The following is a 17,682-nucleotide window of genomic DNA, read 5'->3' on the forward strand; positions in this document are numbered from 1 at the left end:
CGGTGACCGAGCAGACCAGCGCCGGGGTCAACAATCAGAAGATCGAGACCGATCAGGTCGCCACCGCCATGAACGAAATGGCCGCCACCGTGCAGGAAGTCGCGCGTAACGCCGAAGAAGCTTCCGAAGCCGCCGTTGCCGCTGACCAACAGGCTCGCGAAGGCGACAAAGTGGTGGGCGAAGCGATCGCACAGATCGAGCGCCTGGCCGTTGAAGTCGGTCACTCGACCGAGGCCATGGGCGAGCTCAAGCGTGAAAGCGACAAGATCGGCAGCGTCCTCGACGTGATCAAGTCCGTGGCCCAGCAAACCAACCTGCTGGCCCTCAACGCTGCCATCGAGGCTGCGCGTGCCGGTGAAGCCGGACGTGGTTTCGCTGTGGTGGCCGATGAAGTACGCAGCCTCGCCCAGCGCACGCAGAAGTCCACCGAAGAGATCGAAGAGCTGATCGTCGGGCTGCAAAACGGTACTCAGCAAGTGGCGACGATCATGGACAACAGCCGCACCCTGACCGACAGCAGTGTTGAGTTGACCCGTCGCGCGGGCGGTTCGCTGGAAAGCATTACGCGCACCGTGTCGGCGATTCAGGCGATGAACCAACAGATTGCGGCAGCGGCCGAGCAGCAGAGTGCGGTGGCGGAAGAGATCAACCGTAGCGTGCTGAATGTTAGGGATGTCTCGGATCAGACGTCGGCGGCGAGTGAAGAAACCGCGGCGTCCAGCGTTGAGCTGGCACGGTTGGGGACGCATCTGCAGATGCTGGTCGGTCGATTCAAGGTTTGAGGTGATTCATCGGCCTCGGTTCGCTGTGAACCGAGGTGATGCCATTCGCGAGCAGGCTCGCTCCCACATTGGACAACTCGGTCAACTGTGGGAGCGAGCCTGCTCGCGAAGGCGTCCTGGGAGACGCTGAAATTACAGGACCTGGCGCAGGAAGGCCTGAGCCCTCGGGTCTTTCGGTGCATCGAAGAATTCCGCGGGCGCGGCATCTTCCAGCAATTTGCCGTGATCGAAGAACAACACTCGATCCGCCACTTCCCGGGCAAAGCCCATCTCGTGGGTCACGCAAACCATGGTCATGCCTTCCACGGCCAGGTTCTTCATCACGTCCAGTACTTCGCCGACCATTTCCGGATCGAGCGCCGAGGTTGGCTCATCGAACAACATGACCTTCGGCTCCATCGCCAGCGCCCGGGCAATCGCCACGCGCTGTTGCTGACCGCCGGACAGGCGTGACGGAAATTCGTTGGCCTTCTGTGCAATACCGACCTTTTGCAGCAATTCCATCGCCTTGGCTTCGCGCTCTTTTTTGCCGCGCTTGCGCACGACTTTCTGTGCCAGACAGAGGTTTTCCAGCACGGTCATGTGCGGGAACAAGTTGAAATGCTGAAACACCATGCCGACTTCGCGGCGGTAGGCGTTGACGTCGGTTTTCGGGTCGGCCAGTTGCAGGCCGTCGATGCTCACCGAACCGGAATCGAATTCTTCCAGGCCATTGAGGCAACGCAGGAAGGTCGACTTGCCGGAACCGGACGGGCCGATGACCACCAGCACTTCGCCCTTGGCCACTGTGGTGCTGACGTTATCCACCGCACGCACCACTTGCCCACGGGTGTCGAAGACTTTTACCAGATCGCGGACTTCAATCACTTTGCGCGAGCCTCCGCTCAAGCCGGCTGGCGATTTTCGACAGCGGCAGGTTGATCAACAGGTACAGGCCGGCGACGCAGAACAGAATCTCGAACGGCGAGAACGACGTGGTGATGACTTCACGGCCGCTTTTCAGCAGCTCGGTGATGGCAATCACCGACACCAGCGAGGTGTCCTTGACCAGACTGATGAACTGCCCGGCCAATGGCGGCAGCACGCGCTTGAACGCTTGCGGCAGCACTACGTGGCGCATCGATTGACCAGCACTCAGACCGAGCGAGCGCGCCGCTTCGTTCTGGCCACGGGCGATCGACTGCACGCCGGAACGGATGATCTCGGCCACGTAGGCGCCAGTGAACAGCGACAGCGCGGCGATCCCGGCGAATTCGCGGGACAGGTTCATCACCGTGCCGATGAAGAAATAGAAAATGAAAATCTGCACCAGCAGCGGCGTGCCGCGCACCAGTTCGACGTAGATCGTCGAGAGGTCGCGCAGGGTCGGGTTGTTCGACAGCCGGCACAGACCAGTGACCAGACCGATCAGCAAACCCAGGACACCGGAAACGACTGACAGCCAAAGCGTTGTCCATAGCCCCCACAACAGCGGCCCTGCCGCCCAATGTCGAGTGACACCCACGACATCACCTTCAGCGACATCGTCGCCCTGAGCGAATTGCAGGCTGTTCTCGTCGACAGTCAGGTGCTGCTCGTCACCGGCGTCGTTGCGCAGGGTGACTTGCGCGCTGCTGCCCTTGCGCACCAGTTCGGTGACGGTGGAGATGTCGGTGGCACGCTGGGTTTCCTCGGCCTGATAGGCGAAGTACTGCGGCACACGGTTCCAGCGCCATTCGTAGGACATCAGCGACGTCGCGTAATACAACGCGCCCGCCAGGCCGACCAGCACCAGCACGGTGAGGACGTGCCAGGGCCATTGGGCTTTTTTCTGTTTCATTGCAGGTTCTCGGATGATCGTTCCCACGCTCTGCGTGGGAATGCCGCTCGGGACGCTCTGCGTCCCTGCCTGATCGTGACGCGGAGCGTCACAGGATGCGTTCCCACGCAGAGCGTGGGAACGATCAGCGGATACGCGTTATTCCATGTCCTTGAGCCACTCGGTGCTCTTGAACCACTTGTCATGGATGCGATCGTAGGTGCCGTCTTCGTGGATCTGGTGCAGGAAGTTGTTGATGAAGTTGAGGCTGTCGTAGTCACCCTTCTTCAGACCAAACGCCAAAGGCTCGTAGGTGAACGGTTTGTCGAGGAACACCAGTTTGCCGGCGCCGACCTTGGTCACCGCAACGACGTTGTACGGGGCGTCATAGATAAAGGCGTCAGCCTTACCATTGACCACGTCGAGCACGGCTTCCTGCTCGTTGTCGTAGCCGTGGTACTTGGCTTTGGAGATGAGCTTCTTGGCGACCATTTCGCCGGTGGTGCCGAGTTTGGAGGTGATACGGTAGTCGGCAGTGTTCAGGTCTTTGTAGGACTTGATGGTGCCTTCCAGCTCCTTGCGGATCAGCAGGGTCTGGCCGACCACGATGAACGGTTCGCTGAAGTTCAGGCGCAGGTTGCGTTCCTGAGTCAGGGTCATGCCGCTGCCGATCATGTCGAACTTGTCAGTCATCAACGCCGGGATGATGCCGTCGTAACCGGTGGAAACCAGCTCCAGCTTGACGCCCATGGCCTTGGACATGGCTTTGAGGATGTCGACTTCAAAGCCAATGATTTCGCCGCGCTTGTTGGTCATTTCGAACGGCATGTAGGTCGGATCCATACCGACTTTCAGCGTGCCGCGCTTGACCGCGTCATCGATTGCGCCGGCCTGCGCCGCATTGACTGCAACCAGTGCCGTGACGCCGACCAGCAGCATCGACAGATACTTCTTCATCTTCAAGTCCCCAAAACCATTGCGTTTGCGGCGCGAAAACCAACAGTGACGGGCAAAAAAGCCCGGGTGCGCCAATTCGGGGACGGATGCTAACGCACTCGTTTTTTTGCACAAGGTTTAATGGACGATTTGTTTAACAATCAAGAGCTGACCCTCACCCCAGCCCTCTCCCCGAGGGAGAGGGAGCCGACCGAGGTGTCTCAAGCTATACGCCGACCTGAAAAATCGAGTCGATTATGGATTCAACGCAGAAAGATCAGGTCGGCGTATCTCGAACATCCAACTCGGTCAGTCCCCTCTCCCTCTGGGAGAGGGCTAGGGTGAGGGGGTTTTCGGCGCCATAAAAAAACCCCGCTGAATCAGCGGGGTTTTCTCATCAGGCCGGCTGAGCCTGCAAGCTCACCGGTCGCAGCGGCAGCAACGGCGCATGCGGATCAGCTTTCACCGAAGCTCGCCAGGCATCCAGCCACTCAGCGTGACCTTCGGCCCAAACCTGCTCATGCAGACGTGCCAGAGCAACAGGGTCGCTTAGCAGTTGCAGACGATCATGATTGTTCAGCCCGGCCGGGCCAACCTTGATCGCGTGACGCACACGCTCCTGACGCAACCACTCGATCGGCTCGGCCTGACCGTGACGGGAGGTCGCCAGCGAGCACGCCAAAGCGTTCTGCTGTGGATCGACCACCGCGCGGACAAAGCCGTCGTTGAGGGCGTGGTAACGGTTTTCGTGGGTGTACTGATCGGTCGCCAGCAGCGCCTGTGGCGGATTGTATTCCTCAGGAATGAGGAACAGGCTCTCGTCACGGGACTTCAGGCCCAGGCCAACGCGGCTGGAAATCACCGACACCGGGATCGACAACATCAGCGAACCGACGATCGGCACCAGCCACCAGAGGAAGCTCGGGTTCAGCCAGATCACCAGCAGCGCCCAGCAGAAGCCCAACAGGGTCTGCGGACCGTGGCGTTTGACCGCTTCGCTCCATGGCGTCGAGTCGTCGTCACGCTGCGGCGAGTTCCAGGTCGCGGCCCAGCCGAGGAACGCGGCGAGGACGAAACGCGTGTGGAAAATCATTCGCACCGGCGCCAGCAGCATGGAGAACAACATCTCCAGCAGCATCGACAGGGTCACTTTGAACTTGCCGCCGAACTCTTTCGCGCCCTTGGCCCAGATCAGGATGATGCTCAACAGTTTCGGCAGGAACAGCAGCACGATGGTCGTCGAGAACAGCGCGATCGCCTTGTCCGGGTGCCATTGTGGCCACAGCGGATAGAGCTGACGCGGTTCGAGGAAGTACTGCGGCTCCATCAGCGTGTTCACCGCCAGCAGCGCGGTCGACAACACCAGGAAGAAGAACCACAACGGCGCCGACAGGTACGACATCACGCCGGTGAGGAACACCGCGCGGTGCACCGGGTGCATGCCTTTGACCAGGAACAGACGGAAGTTCATCAGGTTGCCGTGGCACCAGCGACGGTCACGCTTGAGTTCGTCGAGCAGGTTCGGCGGCAATTCTTCGTAGCTGCCCGGCAAGTCGTAGGCGATCCACACGCCCCAACCGGCACGGCGCATCAGCGCGGCTTCAACGAAGTCGTGAGACAGAATCGCACCGGAGAACGCACCTTTACCCGGCAACGGCGCCAAGGCGCAGTGGTCGATAAACGGCTTCATGCGGATGATTGCGTTGTGACCCCAGTAGTGGGATTCACCCAACTGCCAGAAGTGCAGACCGGCGGTAAACAGCGGGCCGTAAACACGGGTCGCGAACTGCTGCATGCGCGCATACAGGGTGTCCATGCCCGACGCACGCGGCGCGGTCTGGATGATCCCGGCGTCCGGCGTGGCTTCCATCAAGCGCACCAGACTGGTCAGGCACTCACCGCTCATCACCGAGTCGGCGTCGAGCACGACCATGTATTTATAGTCACCGCCCCAGCGACGGCAGAAGTCGTCAAGGTTGCCGCTTTTGCGTTTCACACGACGGCGACGGCGGCGATAGAAGATCTTGCCGAAACCTTTGGCTTCGCGGCAGACGTCCAGCCAGGCCTGCTGTTCGGCGACGCAGATGTCGGTGTCGTTACTGTCGCTGAGAACGAAGAAGTCGAAACGATCCAGATCACCGGTGGCAGCCACCGATTCGAACGTCGCGCGCAGACCGGCGAACACGCGCGGTACGTCTTCGTTGCAGATCGGCATCACCAACGCGGTACGCGCGTCTTTGGCAATCGGCTCGTTGCCGGCGCTTTTGCCGGAGATACGGTATTTATCGTGACCGGTGAGCAACTCGAGGAAGCCCATCAACGCCGTCCAGAAACCGGCCGATACCCAGCAGAACAGAATCCCGAACAGAATCAGGATGCTGGTTTGCAGCGCATACGGCAGCACTTGCGTAGCGGTTTGCAGCAGCGGCTGGTGCAGGACTTCTTCGAGATCGACGAACGACCAGCCCTGGTACGGCATGATGCCTTTCATGTACCAGCCGGCAACGATGGTCTGGCCAAGCATCAGCAGCAACAGAATGTAGCGACGGATCGAACCGACGGTGCGCCAGCGCGCGGCCGGCAGGACGTTTTCGTCTTTCGGCGGTTGTGGCGGGTTGGTGCGGCCGGTCATACGGCGCCAGCCACGCACCAGAATATTGGTGCGCCACGGCTCCGGCACGACCTTGGTCCGACGGATCGGCGGCGTTGCCTTCATGCTGACGCGACCGCTGGCGTCGAGCACCAGCATCTCCGCGTCTTCCAGCTCTTCGGCGGTGCTCAGGGTCAGGCGCTTGCCCACCGAAGCCTGGGCGGCCTCGGCAGGAGCGTCGAACGTTGAAGACGACAGGCGTTCATGCAGCTCGCTGAACGACTGGCAGCCCGCGAGTTCCGCGCGCTGCTCGTCGGTCATCGGCAGATGCGCCAGATACTCGGACAGAGTCTCTGGCTGTACTTGAGAGTTACTCATCGGCAGGCAACTGATAGCTCCAGGTCTCGGTCAGGACTTCTTCAGTCGGTGCCGATTCCGGTGTGGCTGGGGCCGCGTCGGCAGCAACAGGCTGCTTGGCGTCTTTGTTGGCCTTGTCCTTGGCATCTGCAGCTGGCTTGGCGTCGGCCTGTTTGGCCTCGGCGGCTTTGGCTTCCTTGTCGATTTTCTCTTGTTGCTTGGCGGCAACCTTGTCGGCCTTGGCAACGGACGAGTTGGACGCCGGCACCGAAGACTTGGCCAGATCAGCCGTGACGATTGGCTGCACCAGGGCGGCACGCATCTCGGTCGACTTGCTCGCGTCCTTGATCTTCATCCGCAGGGTCAAGCGCCAGCCCTTGGTTTCCGGGTTGTAGCGCACGCTGTTCTCAACCAGTTCGGCGTTGTCGCCGACACTGACCTGACTGCGCACGTCGGCATCCGGTGCCAGGGCGGCCAGCGATGGACCTTCGAAGTCGACCAGGTAGGCAACGCTGCCATCCGGCTGACGGATCAGGTTCGATTGCTTGACGTCACCGGTCGAACGCAGAGTCTGCGAAACCCAGGCGCTGTCCGGCGCGTGAATCGCCGCTTCGTCCATGGTCCAGTGCATGCGGTAAGCGAAGTCCAGCGGCTGACCCGGCTCCGGCATTTTTTCCGGGCTCCAGAACGCAACGATGTTGTCGTTGGTTTCGTCGGCGGTCGGAATTTCTACCAGATCAACGGTGCCTTTGCCCCACTCGCCCTTCGGCTCGATCCAGGCGCTTGGGCGCTTGTCGTAGCGGTCGTCGAGGTCTTCGTAGTGGCTGAAGTCACGGCCACGTTGCAGCAGACCGAAACCACGCGGGTTCTCGATGCTGAAGTTGCTCACGGCCAGGTGTTTCGGGTTGTTCAGTGGACGCCAGATCCACTCGCCGTTACCGGCATGGATCGACAGACCGCTGGAGTCGTGCAGTTCACGACGGTAGTTGAGGACTTTCGACGGCTGGTTGGCGCCGAACAGGAACATGCTGGTCAGTGGCGCGATGCCCAGTTTGCCGACCTTGTCACGCAGGAACATCTGCGCTTTGACGTCGACAATGGTGTCGCTGCCCGGACGCAGGATCAGACGGTAGGCACCGGTGGCGCGCGGCGAATCGAGCAGCGCGAAGATCACCAGGTGCTTGTCGCCCGGCTTCGGCTGTTGAATCCAGAACTCGCGGAAACGCGGGAATTCTTCGCCCGACGGCAGCGCGGTATCAATCGCCAGACCACGCGCCGAGAGGCCGTAGGTGTGGCCCTTGCCGACAACGCGGAAGTAACTCGCGCCGAGCATGGTCATGATTTCGTCTTGTTTGTCGGCCTTGTTGATCGGGTACAGCACACGGAAACCGGCGTAGCCCAGTTGTTCGGTGGCTTTCGGATCGAATTTGAGGTCGCCGAAATCGAAGCGCGTCGGATCGTATTTGATCTCTTCGACGGTGTTCGCTGTGATTTCGTTGATTTTCACCGGCGTATCGAAGTGCATACCCTGGTGATAGAAGGACAGTTTGAACGGGGTCTTCTGATCAGCCCACTCAGCCTTTTCGGTGAGGAAGCGGATTTTCTGATAGTCCGCGAACTTCATGTCGCGGAATTCGTTCGGCAGATTGCTGCGCGGGGCTTCGAACTTCTGCCCGGCCAGTTCTTTAGCTTTCGCCGATACATCGTCAAGATTGAACGCCCAAAGCTGACCGGCGCTGAGCAGGCACAGGAGCGCCGAACCCGCTACCAGGGCACTTCGCATGCGTTTGGCAGACATTTTTGCTGCATTACAGGGACTAACAATCACGAGCAACCCTCGCCGAAAACAGATCAAAAAACCAACGGCTAGCTATCTATATGCCAGGTTGGCGAGCATTGTTCCGACTCCGCAGGGGCAAAATGATTCCCCAATCGGATCCGGACAAGTCTCTACCTAAGTGAAAATGGATCAGCGAACGCTGATCCCAGTGCGCGCGATTATCTAGTAGCCCGCATGACAACGCATCAGGGGTAACAAAGTATTTATCGCGAAAACACCCTAAAAACAGTCGAAATTTCCCAAAAAGGTGTTTCAAGCGCATTCAGGTCTGTAACAAAAAGGTAACCGGGCCATCGTTGACCAAATGCACCTGCATATCGGCGCCGAATCTACCTGATGCCACAGTGCCATGCACCTGTTTCGCACTGCTCAATAGATAGTCGAACAATTCCTCGCCCAAGGCTGGAGGCGCGGCCGTCGAAAAGCTCGGGCGCAACCCGCTTTTGGTGTCGGCCGCGAGGGTGAACTGCGAGACCAGCAGCAACCCGCCACCGACATCGGCGAGGGACAAGTTCATCTTGCCCTCCGCATCACTGAATACCCGATAGTTAAGCAGCTTATGCAGAAGTTTGTCGGCGCTGGCACGCGTGTCGTCGGGTTCCACCGCTACCAGCACCAACAAACCATGATCAACAGCGCCAACCACCTCACCCGAGACTTCGACTCTTGCTGCGCTTACGCGCTGTAAAAGCCCTTTCATGCTTCTTCGGGCGGCAGGTCGAGCAGGCGCCGCGCCATGTTGCCCGCCGCACGCACCAGTGCATCGGTGATGCCCGGTTCAGAGGCCGCGTGGCCGGCATCACGGATTACCTGCAGTTCGCTGTTCGGCCAGGCTTGATGCAGTTCCCAGGCATTGTCGAGCGGGCAGATCACATCGTAACGACCGTGAATGATCACGCCCGGCAGATGAGCGATCTTGCCCATGTCGCGAATCAGTTGGTTCGGCTCAAGGAAGGCGTTGTTGGTGAAGTAGTGGCATTCGATCCGCGCGATCGACAGCGCGCGCTGCGGCTCGGAGAAGCGATCGACCACCAGCGGGTTCGGCCGCAGGGTCGCGGTGCGCCCTTCCCAGGTCGACCAGGCTTTGGCGGCGTGCATCTGGGCGATCTGGTCGTTGCCGGTCAGGCGCTTGTGGAAGGCGCTGAGCAGATCGTCGCGCTCGTCCAGCGGAATCGGCGCGATGTAGTCCTGCCAGTAATCGGGGAACAGTCGGCTGGCACCGGCCTGATAGAACCACTCGATTTCCTGCGGGCGGCAGAGAAAGATCCCACGCAGGATCAGCCCGTGCACACGCTCAGGGTGGGTTTGTGCGTAAGCCAGCGCCAGGGTCGAACCCCACGAGCCGCCAAACAGCACCCATTTATCGATGCCCAAGTGTTTGCGGATGCGCTCAAGGTCGGCGACCAGATCCCAGGTGGTGTTGTTTTCCAGGCTCGCATGCGGGGTGGAGCGACCGCAGCCGCGCTGGTCGAAAGTGACAATACGGTAAAGATTCGGATCGAAATAGCGACGGCTCTGCGCGTCGCAACCAGCGCCGGGGCCGCCATGAATGAACACAACCGGCAAACCCTCCGGTGAGCCGCTTTCGTCGACGTACAGCGTATGGGTGTCATCGACAGCCAGATCGTGCCGGGCGTGAGGTTTGATCTGCGGAAACAAAGTCTGCATTGCGCGCTCCGTAAGGGGTCGAGGTCATCCCTGGGGGGACTTCTATTATTCTGCCGTTGGGCATCATAAACCCGATTTACGTCAATGAGCATGCCTCTGCGATGTCACCGCTTGTCAGCCATTTACCAGAGCGAGTGGGTCCGCATACAAAACCTGTAGGAGTGAGCCTGCTCGCGATAGCGTTGGGTCAGGTAACACTTCAGTAACTGACACACCGCTATCGCGAGCAGGCTCACTCCTACAGGGGTTAGATGTATGGCGTTATTGCGCGTGGTGCTTTTGGCCCCAGGAGAGGAAACCCTGCAGCAATTCTTTGAGTACCACCCGCGTCGGCTCGGCCAGATCGGCGCGATAGCGGAACGGTTCGAACTCTTCCATGTAGGTGCTCTGGCACAACTCCAGTTGCACCGCGTGGATGTTCTGCGCCGGGTTGCCGTAATGGCGGGTGATGTGGCCGCCCTTGAAGCGGCCGTTGAGCACGTGGCTGTAATTGCCGTGGCGTGCGCAAATCGCTTCCAGTTGCGTAGCGAGCTGCGGATCACAACTGGCGCCGTTGAAGGTACCGAGGTTGAAGTCCGGCAGTTTGCCGTCGAACAGGTGCGGGATGATCGAACGGATCGAGTGCGCATCGAACAGCAGCGCGTACCCGAACTCGGCCTTCAATCGCGCCAGCTCTTCTTGCAGCGTGCGGTGATACGGCGTCCAGATCTGCTCCAGATAAGTCGCGCGCTCTTCTTTCGATGGTTCGTGCCCTTCGCGGAACAACGGAATGCCATCGAACAGCGTCGCCGGATATAAACCGGTTGTGGCACCGGTATACAGCGGTTTGTCGTCGGACGGACGGTTCAAGTCGATGACGAACCGCGAGTACTCGGCAGCCAGAGTGCTCGCGCCCAGTTCTTCAGCAAAATCGTAAAGCTGCGGGATGTGCCAGTCGGTGTCCGGCAGGCTTTTCGCATCGGGGATCAACCCGGAGTCCACCGCAGGCGTCAACCGCACCCCGGCATGCGGCATGCTGATCAGCAGCGGCACGCGCCCTTGTTTGAAGTTCAGAACCTTATCCACAACCGCCCTCCTACAGACTTGATTCGACGCCGTGACGCACGACGCGTTTGTCCAGATCACCGCCGAGCCAATAGGCCAGATCCGCCGGGCGATCGATATGCCAGGCAACGAAATCCGCGACCTTGCCGACTTCCAGCGATCCGTGGGTGTCAGCCATGCCCAACGCCTGCGCGGCATGAATCGTCGCCCCGGCCAAGGCTTCTTCCGGAGTCATGCGGAAGCAGGTGCAGGCCATGTTCAACATCAGCCGCAATGACAGTGCCGGCGAGGTGCCCGGGTTGAGGTCGCTGGCGATGGCGATTTTCACCTTGTGCTTGCGCAGGGCGTCCATAGGCGGCAACTGGGTTTCACGCAGAAAATAGAACGCACCCGGCAGCAGCACCGCGACGGTGTCGGCTTCGGCCATGGCGATGGCGTCCGCTTCGTCCATGAATTCCAGGTGATCCGCAGACAGCGCCTTGTAGCGCGCGGCGAGGCTGGAGCCGTGCAGCGACGACAGTTGTTCGGCATGCAGTTTGACTGGCAGACCGAGTTTTTGTGCGGCGATGAACACGCGCTCGACTTGCTCAGGAGAGAACGCCAGGTATTCGCAGAACGCGTCCACGGCGTCGACCAGTCCTTCGGCGGCCAGCGCTGGCAGCATCTGAGTGCAGATCAGGTCGATGTAGTCGTCGGCGCGATCTTTGTATTCCGGTGGCAACGCGTGGGCGGCCAGGCAGGTGCTGCGCACGCTGATCGGCAGCTCTTTTTCCAGGCGACGAATCACGCGGAGGATCTTGCGTTCGTTGACCAGATCGAGACCGTAGCCGGATTTCATCTCGACTGTGGTCACGCCGTCGCGCATCAGGCTTTTCAGACGTTTGGCGGCGCTGATGAACAGCTCGTCTTCGGTGGCTTCGCGCGTCGCACGCACGGTGCTGGCGATGCCGCCGCCCGCCGCCGCGATTTCCGCGTAACTGACGCCTTGCAGACGTTTTTCAAATTCGCCGCTGCGGTTACCGCCGAACACCGTGTGGGTGTGGCAGTCGATCAGGCCGGGGGTGACCCAAGCGCCTTGCAGGTCGTTGACCGCCGGGTATTCGCCGGATGGCAGTTGATTGCGCGGGCCGATCCACTCAATGAGCGCACCGGACGTCACGATGGCCGCATCTTCGATGATCGAGTAGACGCCTTGCGCCATGGTTGCGACGTGGCAGTGTTGCCAGAGGGTTTTCACTGTTGGCCTCCGTTGGGGTTGGTTTGGTGGGCGACCCTGAAAAGCCCCTCACCCTAGCCCTCTCCCGGAGGGAGAGGGGACTGACCGGGTTGTTCTGTCGAGGTACGCCGACCTGGAATTTCTGTGCCGAACTCAGGCCTTGAAGCTCACCGAGACCGGCTCCCTTTCACTCTCTCTCACACGGAAGAAAAAGAACTGAGCGGGTTGTTCTGTCGAGGTACATCGACCTGAAAATTCTGAGCCGAACTCAGGCTTTGAAAACCCTGAAGATCGGCTCCCTTCCCCCTCTCCCCCCTGGGGGAGAGGGCTGGGGTGAGGGGGATCGATTTCACTAACAACAAAGCTCACCCCTGAATACCCACTTACAAACTAGGCAAAAGCTTCGCCGAAACCAGCTCAGTCAAACACCGCGAAGCCAACAGTTCAGTCGCCGCATTGATGTCCGGAGCAAAAAACCGATCCTTCTCATAAAACGGCACTTCCTTACGCAGAATCGCCCGGGCCTGCTCCAGCTTCGCCGAGGTCTTCAGACCGTTACGCAGGTCCAGTCCTTGCACCGCCGCGAGCCATTCCACCGCGAGAATGCCGCGGGTGTTTTCGGCCATTTCCCACAAACGCTTGCCCGCCGCAGGAGCCATCGACACGTGGTCTTCCTGGTTGGCCGACGTCGGCAGACTGTCCACCGAATGCGGATGCGACAACGCCTTGTTCTCGCTGGCCAGCGCCGCTGCTGTCACCTGAGCGATCATGAAACCGGAATTCACGCCGCCATTGGCAACGAGGAACGGCGGCAGCTGCGACATGTGCTTGTCCATCATCAGCGAGATGCGGCGTTCGCTCAGCGAGCCGATCTCGGCGATGGCCAGGGCCATGTTGTCAGCAGCCATGGCCACCGGTTCAGCGTGGAAGTTGCCGCCGGAAATCACATCGCCTTCAGCAGCAAATACCAATGGGTTATCGGAAACCGCGTTGGCTTCAACGGCCAGCACTTCAGCGGCTTGACGGAACTGGGTCAGACACGCGCCCATCACTTGCGGCTGGCAACGCAGCGAATACGGATCCTGGACCTTTTCGCAGTTCTGGTGCGAGTCGGAGACTTCGCTGCGCTCACCGAGCAGATCACGATAAGCAGCAGCCGCGTCGATCTGCCCTTTCTGGCCACGCGCCGCGTGAATGCGCGCGTCGAACGGCGAACGCGAGCCCAATACTGCTTCAACGGTCAGACCGCCCAGCGCCAGTGCGCCCGCGAACAAGTCTTCACCTTCAAACAGACCGCGCAGCGCGAACGCGGTGGAAACCTGAGTACCGTTGAGCAGCGCCAGACCTTCTTTCGCCGCCAGCGTCAGCGGCGTCAGGCCGGCCACTTTCAGCGCCTCGACAGCTTCCATCCACTCGCCCTTGTAGCGCGCCTTGCCCTCGCCCAGCAGCACCAGCGACATGTGCGCCAACGGCGCCAAATCGCCCGAAGCGCCCACCGAACCTTTCAGCGGAATGTGCGGATAGACCTCGGCATTGATCAGCGCAATCAGCGCATCGATCACCACACGGCGAATGCCGGAGAAACCACGGCTGAGGCTGTTGACCTTGAGCACCATGATCAAGCGCACCAAATCATCGCTGATCGGCTGACCAACGCCGGCAGCGTGAGACAGCACCAGCGAGCGCTGCAGGTTTTCCAGGTCTTCGCTGGCGATGCGCGTCGAGGCCAGCAGGCCGAAACCGGTGTTGATGCCGTAAGCGGTGCGATTCTCGGCGAGGATCTGCTCGACGCAGGCAACGCTGGCTTCGATCTGCTGCGATGCGCTGTTGTCGAGAGTCAGCTTGACCGGGTTCTGGTAGACGTCACGCAGTTGGGCCAGGCTCAGTTGGCCGGGAATCAGGTTCAGCGCAGTCATTTAAATGCTCCTTTTGAGAGTTTGTTATTAACTTGCCATTCGCTCCGGAGCATTCCGTTATCCGTCGCTTTCAGCCTTGTGGGCATCCGGCGCCTTGGCACGCTGGCAGGGTAGTTTTTCAGTGCAAATTCGATAGAACGTTGTGCAGCAGATTCGGCTTTTTCAACACGCTCGCGGCGGCGGCGATATCCGGCGCCAGCCAGCGATCCTGGTCGTAGGCAGGAACCGTTTCACGCAGCAGTCGCCACGCGCGGTCAGTGCCCACGCCGAAGCGTTGTTCCTTGAGGAACTCAAACGCCTGCGCCGCCAGCAGATATTCGATGGCGAGAATCTGCGTGCAGTTTTCCAGCGCACGATGCAGCTTAAGAGCGGCGTTAGTGCCCATGCTCAAGTGGTCTTCCTGCAGGCCCGAGGTGATGTAGTTGTCGAGCACCGCCGGTTGCGCCAATTGGCGGTTTTCCGCACACAGCGACGCGGCGACGTATTGGACGATCATCATCCCCGAGTTCACCCCGGGATTGGCCACCAGAAACGCCGGCAGACCGCTGACGTGCGGGTTGACCAAACGATCAAGGCGACGCTCGGCGATCGAGCCGATTTCGGCCATGGCAATCGCCAGCAGATCCGCCGCCATCGCCACCGATTGGCCGTGCGGGTTGGCTTGCGACATCACCCGGAAGTTGTCCGGCGTGCCTAGCAACAATGGGTTATCAGTGCAGCCGTTGAGTTCGGCCTCGACCTGCTTGATTGCATGATCGAGCTGATCGCGCGCGGCGCCGTGAACTTGCGGGATCGAACGGATGCTCAGCGCATCCTGAGTGCGAATGCCTTTGCTCGACGCAATCACTTCACTGCCATCGAGCAAGGCGCGCAGATTGATGCCGACCTGCTGCATGCCCGGGTGCGGTTTCAGCGCGATGATTTCCGCATCGAACGCATCGATCTGGCCGCGCTGGGCTTCGAAACTCATCGCGCCGATGACGTCGGCCCATTGGACCAATCGTGTTGCGTCGGCAATCGCCAGACAGCTGAGGCCGGTCATGCACGGCGTGCCGTTGACCAGGCACAAACCGTCCTTCGCGCCGAGTTGCACGGGTTGCAGGCCTTCCTCGGCCAGCGCCTGTTGCGCCGAAGTGATCTGGCCGCGATAGCTGACATTGCCGACGCCGAGCAGCGCGATGCCGATGTGTGCCATGTGCGTCAGATAACCCACCGAACCTTGCGACGGCACTTGCGGGGTAATGCCGCGATTGAGCAGCGCCAGCAGCGCTTCGACGACCCGGCGATGGATGCCGGATTTGCCGTGGCTGTAGTTGTGGATCGCCGCGCAGATGATCGCGCGGGTCTGCTCGTCGGCGAGTACCGGACCGACGCCGCAGGCATGGCTGAGCAAGGTGTTGCGCGAGAGTTGGCTGAGTTGTTCGTCTTTCAGGGAAACGTTGGACAAACCGCCCAGGCCGGTGTTGACGCCATAGGCGCGCTCGCCGCTTTCGACGATGCGCTGGACGATGGCTTGCGCATTTTCGATGCGCGCCCAGGTGTCGCTGGACAGCTCGAGATGCGCGCCGTGACGGGCGACGGCGACCACGTCCTGCCAACGCAGGGGGGCGCCGGTGATAACGATTTTTTCAGCCTGGGACATCATTAACCTCATCCGAACATTGATGCAGCATCACCGACGCTATCGCGAGCAGGCTCACTCCTACAGGGGTACGCATTCCAACTGTAGGAGTGAGCCTGCTCGCGATGAGGCCAGCCCAGCCAACACAAATCTCTCTAAACCACCGCAGCACGCCGCTGTACGAACCGGTCAACATACTCATCCGCCGGCGAATGCAGAATCTCGCGCGGCGTGCCGACCTGAATCAACTTCCCATCCTTGAGAATCGCAATCCGGTTACCAATACGCACCGCCTCATCAAGGTCGTGGGTAATGAAGACAATGGTCTTGTGCAAAGTCTTTTGCAGCTCCAGCAACTGATCCTGCATCTCCGCGCGGATCAGCGGATCCAGGGCGCTGAACGCCTCATCCATGAGGATGATGTCGGTGTCTGCCGCCAAAGCGCGGGCCAGGCCGACGCGCTGGCGCATGCCGCCGGAGAGCTGGTGCGGGTATTTGTTTTCGTAGCCTTTGAGGCCGACGGTGTTGATCCAGTGCAGCGCGCGTTCCGCGCACATTTGCTTGCTCTCGCCACGCACTTTCAAGCCGTAGGCGACGTTGTCGAGCACGCTCTTGTGCGGCAACAGGCCGAAGCTCTGGAACACCATGCTGATCTTGTGCCGGCGAAATTCGCGCAGGGCGTCCATGTCGTATTGCAGGATGTCCACGCCGTCGACGAGGATCGCGCCGCTGGTCGGGTCAATCAGCCGGTTGAAGTGGCGCACCAGTGTCGATTTACCCGAACCCGACAGGCCCATGATCACGAAGATCTCGCCAGTGCCGATGCTCAGCGACAGGTCGTTAACGCCGACCACACAACCGGTCTCGCTCAGCACCTGATCCTTGGTCTTGCCCTGGCCGACCATGGCCAACGCATCCTTGGCGCGGTTGCCGAAAATCTTGAAGACGTTTTTGACTTCGATCTTGCTCACGGTTGCGTTGCTCATTTGCTCACCTCATGCCGTGGCCGACCGTACGCCTGAGTAATGCGGTCGATGACCACTGCGAGAATCACGATCGCCAGACCGGCCTCGAGGCCACGTCCGACGTTGAGGGTCTGAATCCCCACCAACACATCTTCACCGAGGCCACGGGCACCGATCATCGAGGCGATCACCACCATCGACAGGGCCATCATGGTGGTCTGGTTGATCCCGGCCATGATGCTCGGCAGCGCCAGCGGCAGTTGCACGCCGAACAGTTGCTGCCAGCGGTTGGCGCCGAACGCGTTGATCGCTTCCATGACTTCGCCGTCAACCTGGCGGATGCCCAGATCGGTCAGGCGAATCAGCGGTGGCGCGGCGTAGATCACCGTGGCGAAAATCGCCGGGACCTTGCCCAGACCGAACAGCATCAGCACCGGGATCAGGTATACGAAACTTGGCATGGTTTGCATGATGTCGAGTAGCGGCATCAGCACCGAACGCAGGCGATTGCTGCGCGCCGAGAGAATCCCCAGCGGAATGCCGATCAGCACCGAAATGATCGTCGCGACCATCATCAGCGCCAGGGTCTGCATGAGCTTGTCCCACAAGCCAACGGCGCCGACCAGGAACAACAGACCGACGATGACCGCCGTGGTCACGACTTTGCGCGTGGCATGCCAGGCGACCACACCGACGATGGCCAGCATCAACCACCACGGTGCCGCACGCAGCAGGCCTTCGAGGTTGACGATTGCCCAGAGCAGGGTGTCCGAGATGTGGCGGAACACATCACCGTAGTTGGTGACCAGCGAATCGACCCAACCGTTGACCCAGTCGGCGATGGAAAAGGTAAAGCTTTCGGGAAACATAAGCGGCTCTCAATCAGAAATCTCAATCAAGCGTTTACGGCATATCTCCCGGCCAGCCTCACGGTTGACCGGGAGGTATC

General features: G+C 60.3%; 14 protein-coding genes. 1 reads left to right on the forward strand and 13 read right to left on the reverse strand.

Going from position 1 to position 17,682, the window contains the following annotated elements; all coding sequences use genetic code 11:
• Positions 1-68 precede the first annotated feature (68 nt).
• Positions 69-782 carry a methyl-accepting chemotaxis protein gene (locus tag CKW17_RS30780; RefSeq protein ID WP_371850961.1) on the forward strand — a complete coding sequence of 238 codons (714 nt, stop codon included), beginning with the start codon at positions 69-71 and terminating at the stop codon, positions 780-782.
• 132 nt (positions 783-914) lie between these two features.
• Here CKW17_RS30780 and CKW17_RS17180 read toward each other — a convergent pair whose 3' ends face one another.
• The 13 genes from CKW17_RS17180 to CKW17_RS17240 all read right to left on the reverse strand — a co-directional run bounded on the left by CKW17_RS17180 (position 915) and on the right by CKW17_RS17240 (position 17,602).
• On the reverse strand, positions 915-1,649 hold the full coding sequence (locus CKW17_RS17180) for an amino acid ABC transporter ATP-binding protein (protein WP_095120739.1): 735 nt from the start codon (positions 1,647-1,649) through the stop codon (positions 915-917).
• Positions 1,642-2,601 carry an amino acid ABC transporter permease gene (locus tag CKW17_RS17185; RefSeq protein WP_095120740.1) on the reverse strand — a complete coding sequence of 320 codons (960 nt, stop codon included), beginning with the start codon at positions 2,599-2,601 and terminating at the stop codon, positions 1,642-1,644. Before CKW17_RS17185 ends, CKW17_RS17180 begins: the two co-directional genes overlap by 8 nt.
• A gap of 138 nt (positions 2,602-2,739) precedes the next feature.
• Positions 2,740-3,537 (reverse strand): transporter substrate-binding domain-containing protein, encoded by a 798-nt coding sequence (locus tag CKW17_RS17190; protein ID WP_034152980.1) that lies wholly within the window; start codon positions 3,535-3,537, stop codon positions 2,740-2,742.
• A gap of 376 nt (positions 3,538-3,913) precedes the next feature.
• Entirely contained in the window at positions 3,914-6,484 is a 2,571-nt protein-coding gene (mdoH, locus tag CKW17_RS17195) for a glucans biosynthesis glucosyltransferase MdoH (protein WP_095120741.1), read from the reverse strand.
• Positions 6,477-8,261 carry a glucan biosynthesis protein G gene (locus CKW17_RS17200; protein ID WP_163004807.1) on the reverse strand — a complete coding sequence of 595 codons (1,785 nt, stop codon included), beginning with the start codon at positions 8,259-8,261 and terminating at the stop codon, positions 6,477-6,479. The genes mdoH and CKW17_RS17200 overlap by 8 nt, the downstream gene beginning before the upstream one ends.
• 304 nt (positions 8,262-8,565) lie before the next feature.
• Positions 8,566-9,003, reverse strand: a complete 438-nt coding sequence (gene dtd, locus CKW17_RS17205; protein ID WP_095120743.1) for a D-aminoacyl-tRNA deacylase — start codon at positions 9,001-9,003, stop codon at positions 8,566-8,568.
• Positions 9,000-9,971 carry a prolyl aminopeptidase gene (gene pip / locus CKW17_RS17210; protein WP_008080611.1) on the reverse strand — a complete coding sequence of 324 codons (972 nt, stop codon included), beginning with the start codon at positions 9,969-9,971 and terminating at the stop codon, positions 9,000-9,002. The genes dtd and pip overlap by 4 nt, the downstream gene beginning before the upstream one ends.
• A 261-nt stretch (positions 9,972-10,232) precedes the next feature.
• Positions 10,233-11,036 carry an N-formylglutamate deformylase gene (gene hutG / locus CKW17_RS17215; protein ID WP_095120744.1) on the reverse strand — a complete coding sequence of 268 codons (804 nt, stop codon included), beginning with the start codon at positions 11,034-11,036 and terminating at the stop codon, positions 10,233-10,235.
• A 10-nt stretch (positions 11,037-11,046) separates the two neighbouring features.
• A complete protein-coding gene (hutI, locus tag CKW17_RS17220; protein ID WP_095120745.1) occupies positions 11,047-12,252 on the reverse strand; it encodes an imidazolonepropionase in 1,206 nt (401 codons plus the stop codon).
• A gap of 362 nt (positions 12,253-12,614) precedes the next feature.
• On the reverse strand, positions 12,615-14,147 hold the full coding sequence (gene hutH / locus CKW17_RS17225) for a histidine ammonia-lyase (protein WP_095120746.1): 1,533 nt from the start codon (positions 14,145-14,147) through the stop codon (positions 12,615-12,617).
• Positions 14,148-14,265: 118 nt separating this feature from the next.
• Positions 14,266-15,789, reverse strand: coding sequence for a histidine ammonia-lyase (gene hutH / locus CKW17_RS17230; protein WP_095120747.1), 1,524 nt, complete (start codon positions 15,787-15,789; stop codon positions 14,266-14,268).
• 134 nt (positions 15,790-15,923) lie between these two features.
• The gene (locus CKW17_RS17235; RefSeq protein ID WP_008080602.1) at positions 15,924-16,754 is read right to left on the reverse strand and encodes a glycine betaine/L-proline ABC transporter ATP-binding protein; all 831 of its coding nucleotides are present in this window, start codon (positions 16,752-16,754) and stop codon (positions 15,924-15,926) included.
• Positions 16,751-17,602, reverse strand: a complete 852-nt coding sequence (locus CKW17_RS17240; RefSeq protein ID WP_007949591.1) for a proline/glycine betaine ABC transporter permease — start codon at positions 17,600-17,602, stop codon at positions 16,751-16,753. Before CKW17_RS17240 ends, CKW17_RS17235 begins: the two co-directional genes overlap by 4 nt.
• Positions 17,603-17,682: the final 80 nt, after the last annotated feature.

It is taken from the genome of Pseudomonas sp. Irchel s3f10, assembly GCF_900187515.1.
Classification (GTDB): domain Bacteria; phylum Pseudomonadota; class Gammaproteobacteria; order Pseudomonadales; family Pseudomonadaceae; genus Aquipseudomonas; species Aquipseudomonas tensinigenes.

Excerpts from the sequence above, each read along its gene's own strand:
- hutH (WP_095120746.1), bottom strand. The coding sequence starts at position 14,147 with ATGACTGCGCTGAACCTGATTCCCGGCCAACTGAGCCTGGCCCAACTG.
- hutH (WP_095120747.1), bottom strand. The coding sequence starts at position 15,789 with ATGTCCCAGGCTGAAAAAATCGTTATCACCGGCGCCCCCCTGCGTTGG.
- CKW17_RS30780 (WP_371850961.1), top strand. The coding sequence starts at position 69 with ATGAACGAAATGGCCGCCACCGTGCAGGAAGTCGCGCGTAACGCCGAA.
- CKW17_RS17235 (WP_008080602.1), bottom strand. The coding sequence starts at position 16,754 with ATGAGCAACGCAACCGTGAGCAAGATCGAAGTCAAAAACGTCTTCAAG.
- pip (WP_008080611.1), bottom strand. The coding sequence starts at position 9,971 with ATGCAGACTTTGTTTCCGCAGATCAAACCTCACGCCCGGCACGATCTG.
- CKW17_RS17200 (WP_163004807.1), bottom strand. The coding sequence starts at position 8,261 with ATGTCTGCCAAACGCATGCGAAGTGCCCTGGTAGCGGGTTCGGCGCTC.
- CKW17_RS17185 (WP_095120740.1), bottom strand. The coding sequence starts at position 2,601 with ATGAAACAGAAAAAAGCCCAATGGCCCTGGCACGTCCTCACCGTGCTG.
- mdoH (WP_095120741.1), bottom strand. The coding sequence starts at position 6,484 with ATGAGTAACTCTCAAGTACAGCCAGAGACTCTGTCCGAGTATCTGGCG.
- CKW17_RS17190 (WP_034152980.1), bottom strand. The coding sequence starts at position 3,537 with ATGAAGAAGTATCTGTCGATGCTGCTGGTCGGCGTCACGGCACTGGTT.
- dtd (WP_095120743.1), bottom strand. The coding sequence starts at position 9,003 with ATGAAAGGGCTTTTACAGCGCGTAAGCGCAGCAAGAGTCGAAGTCTCG.
- CKW17_RS17240 (WP_007949591.1), bottom strand. The coding sequence starts at position 17,602 with ATGTTTCCCGAAAGCTTTACCTTTTCCATCGCCGACTGGGTCAACGGT.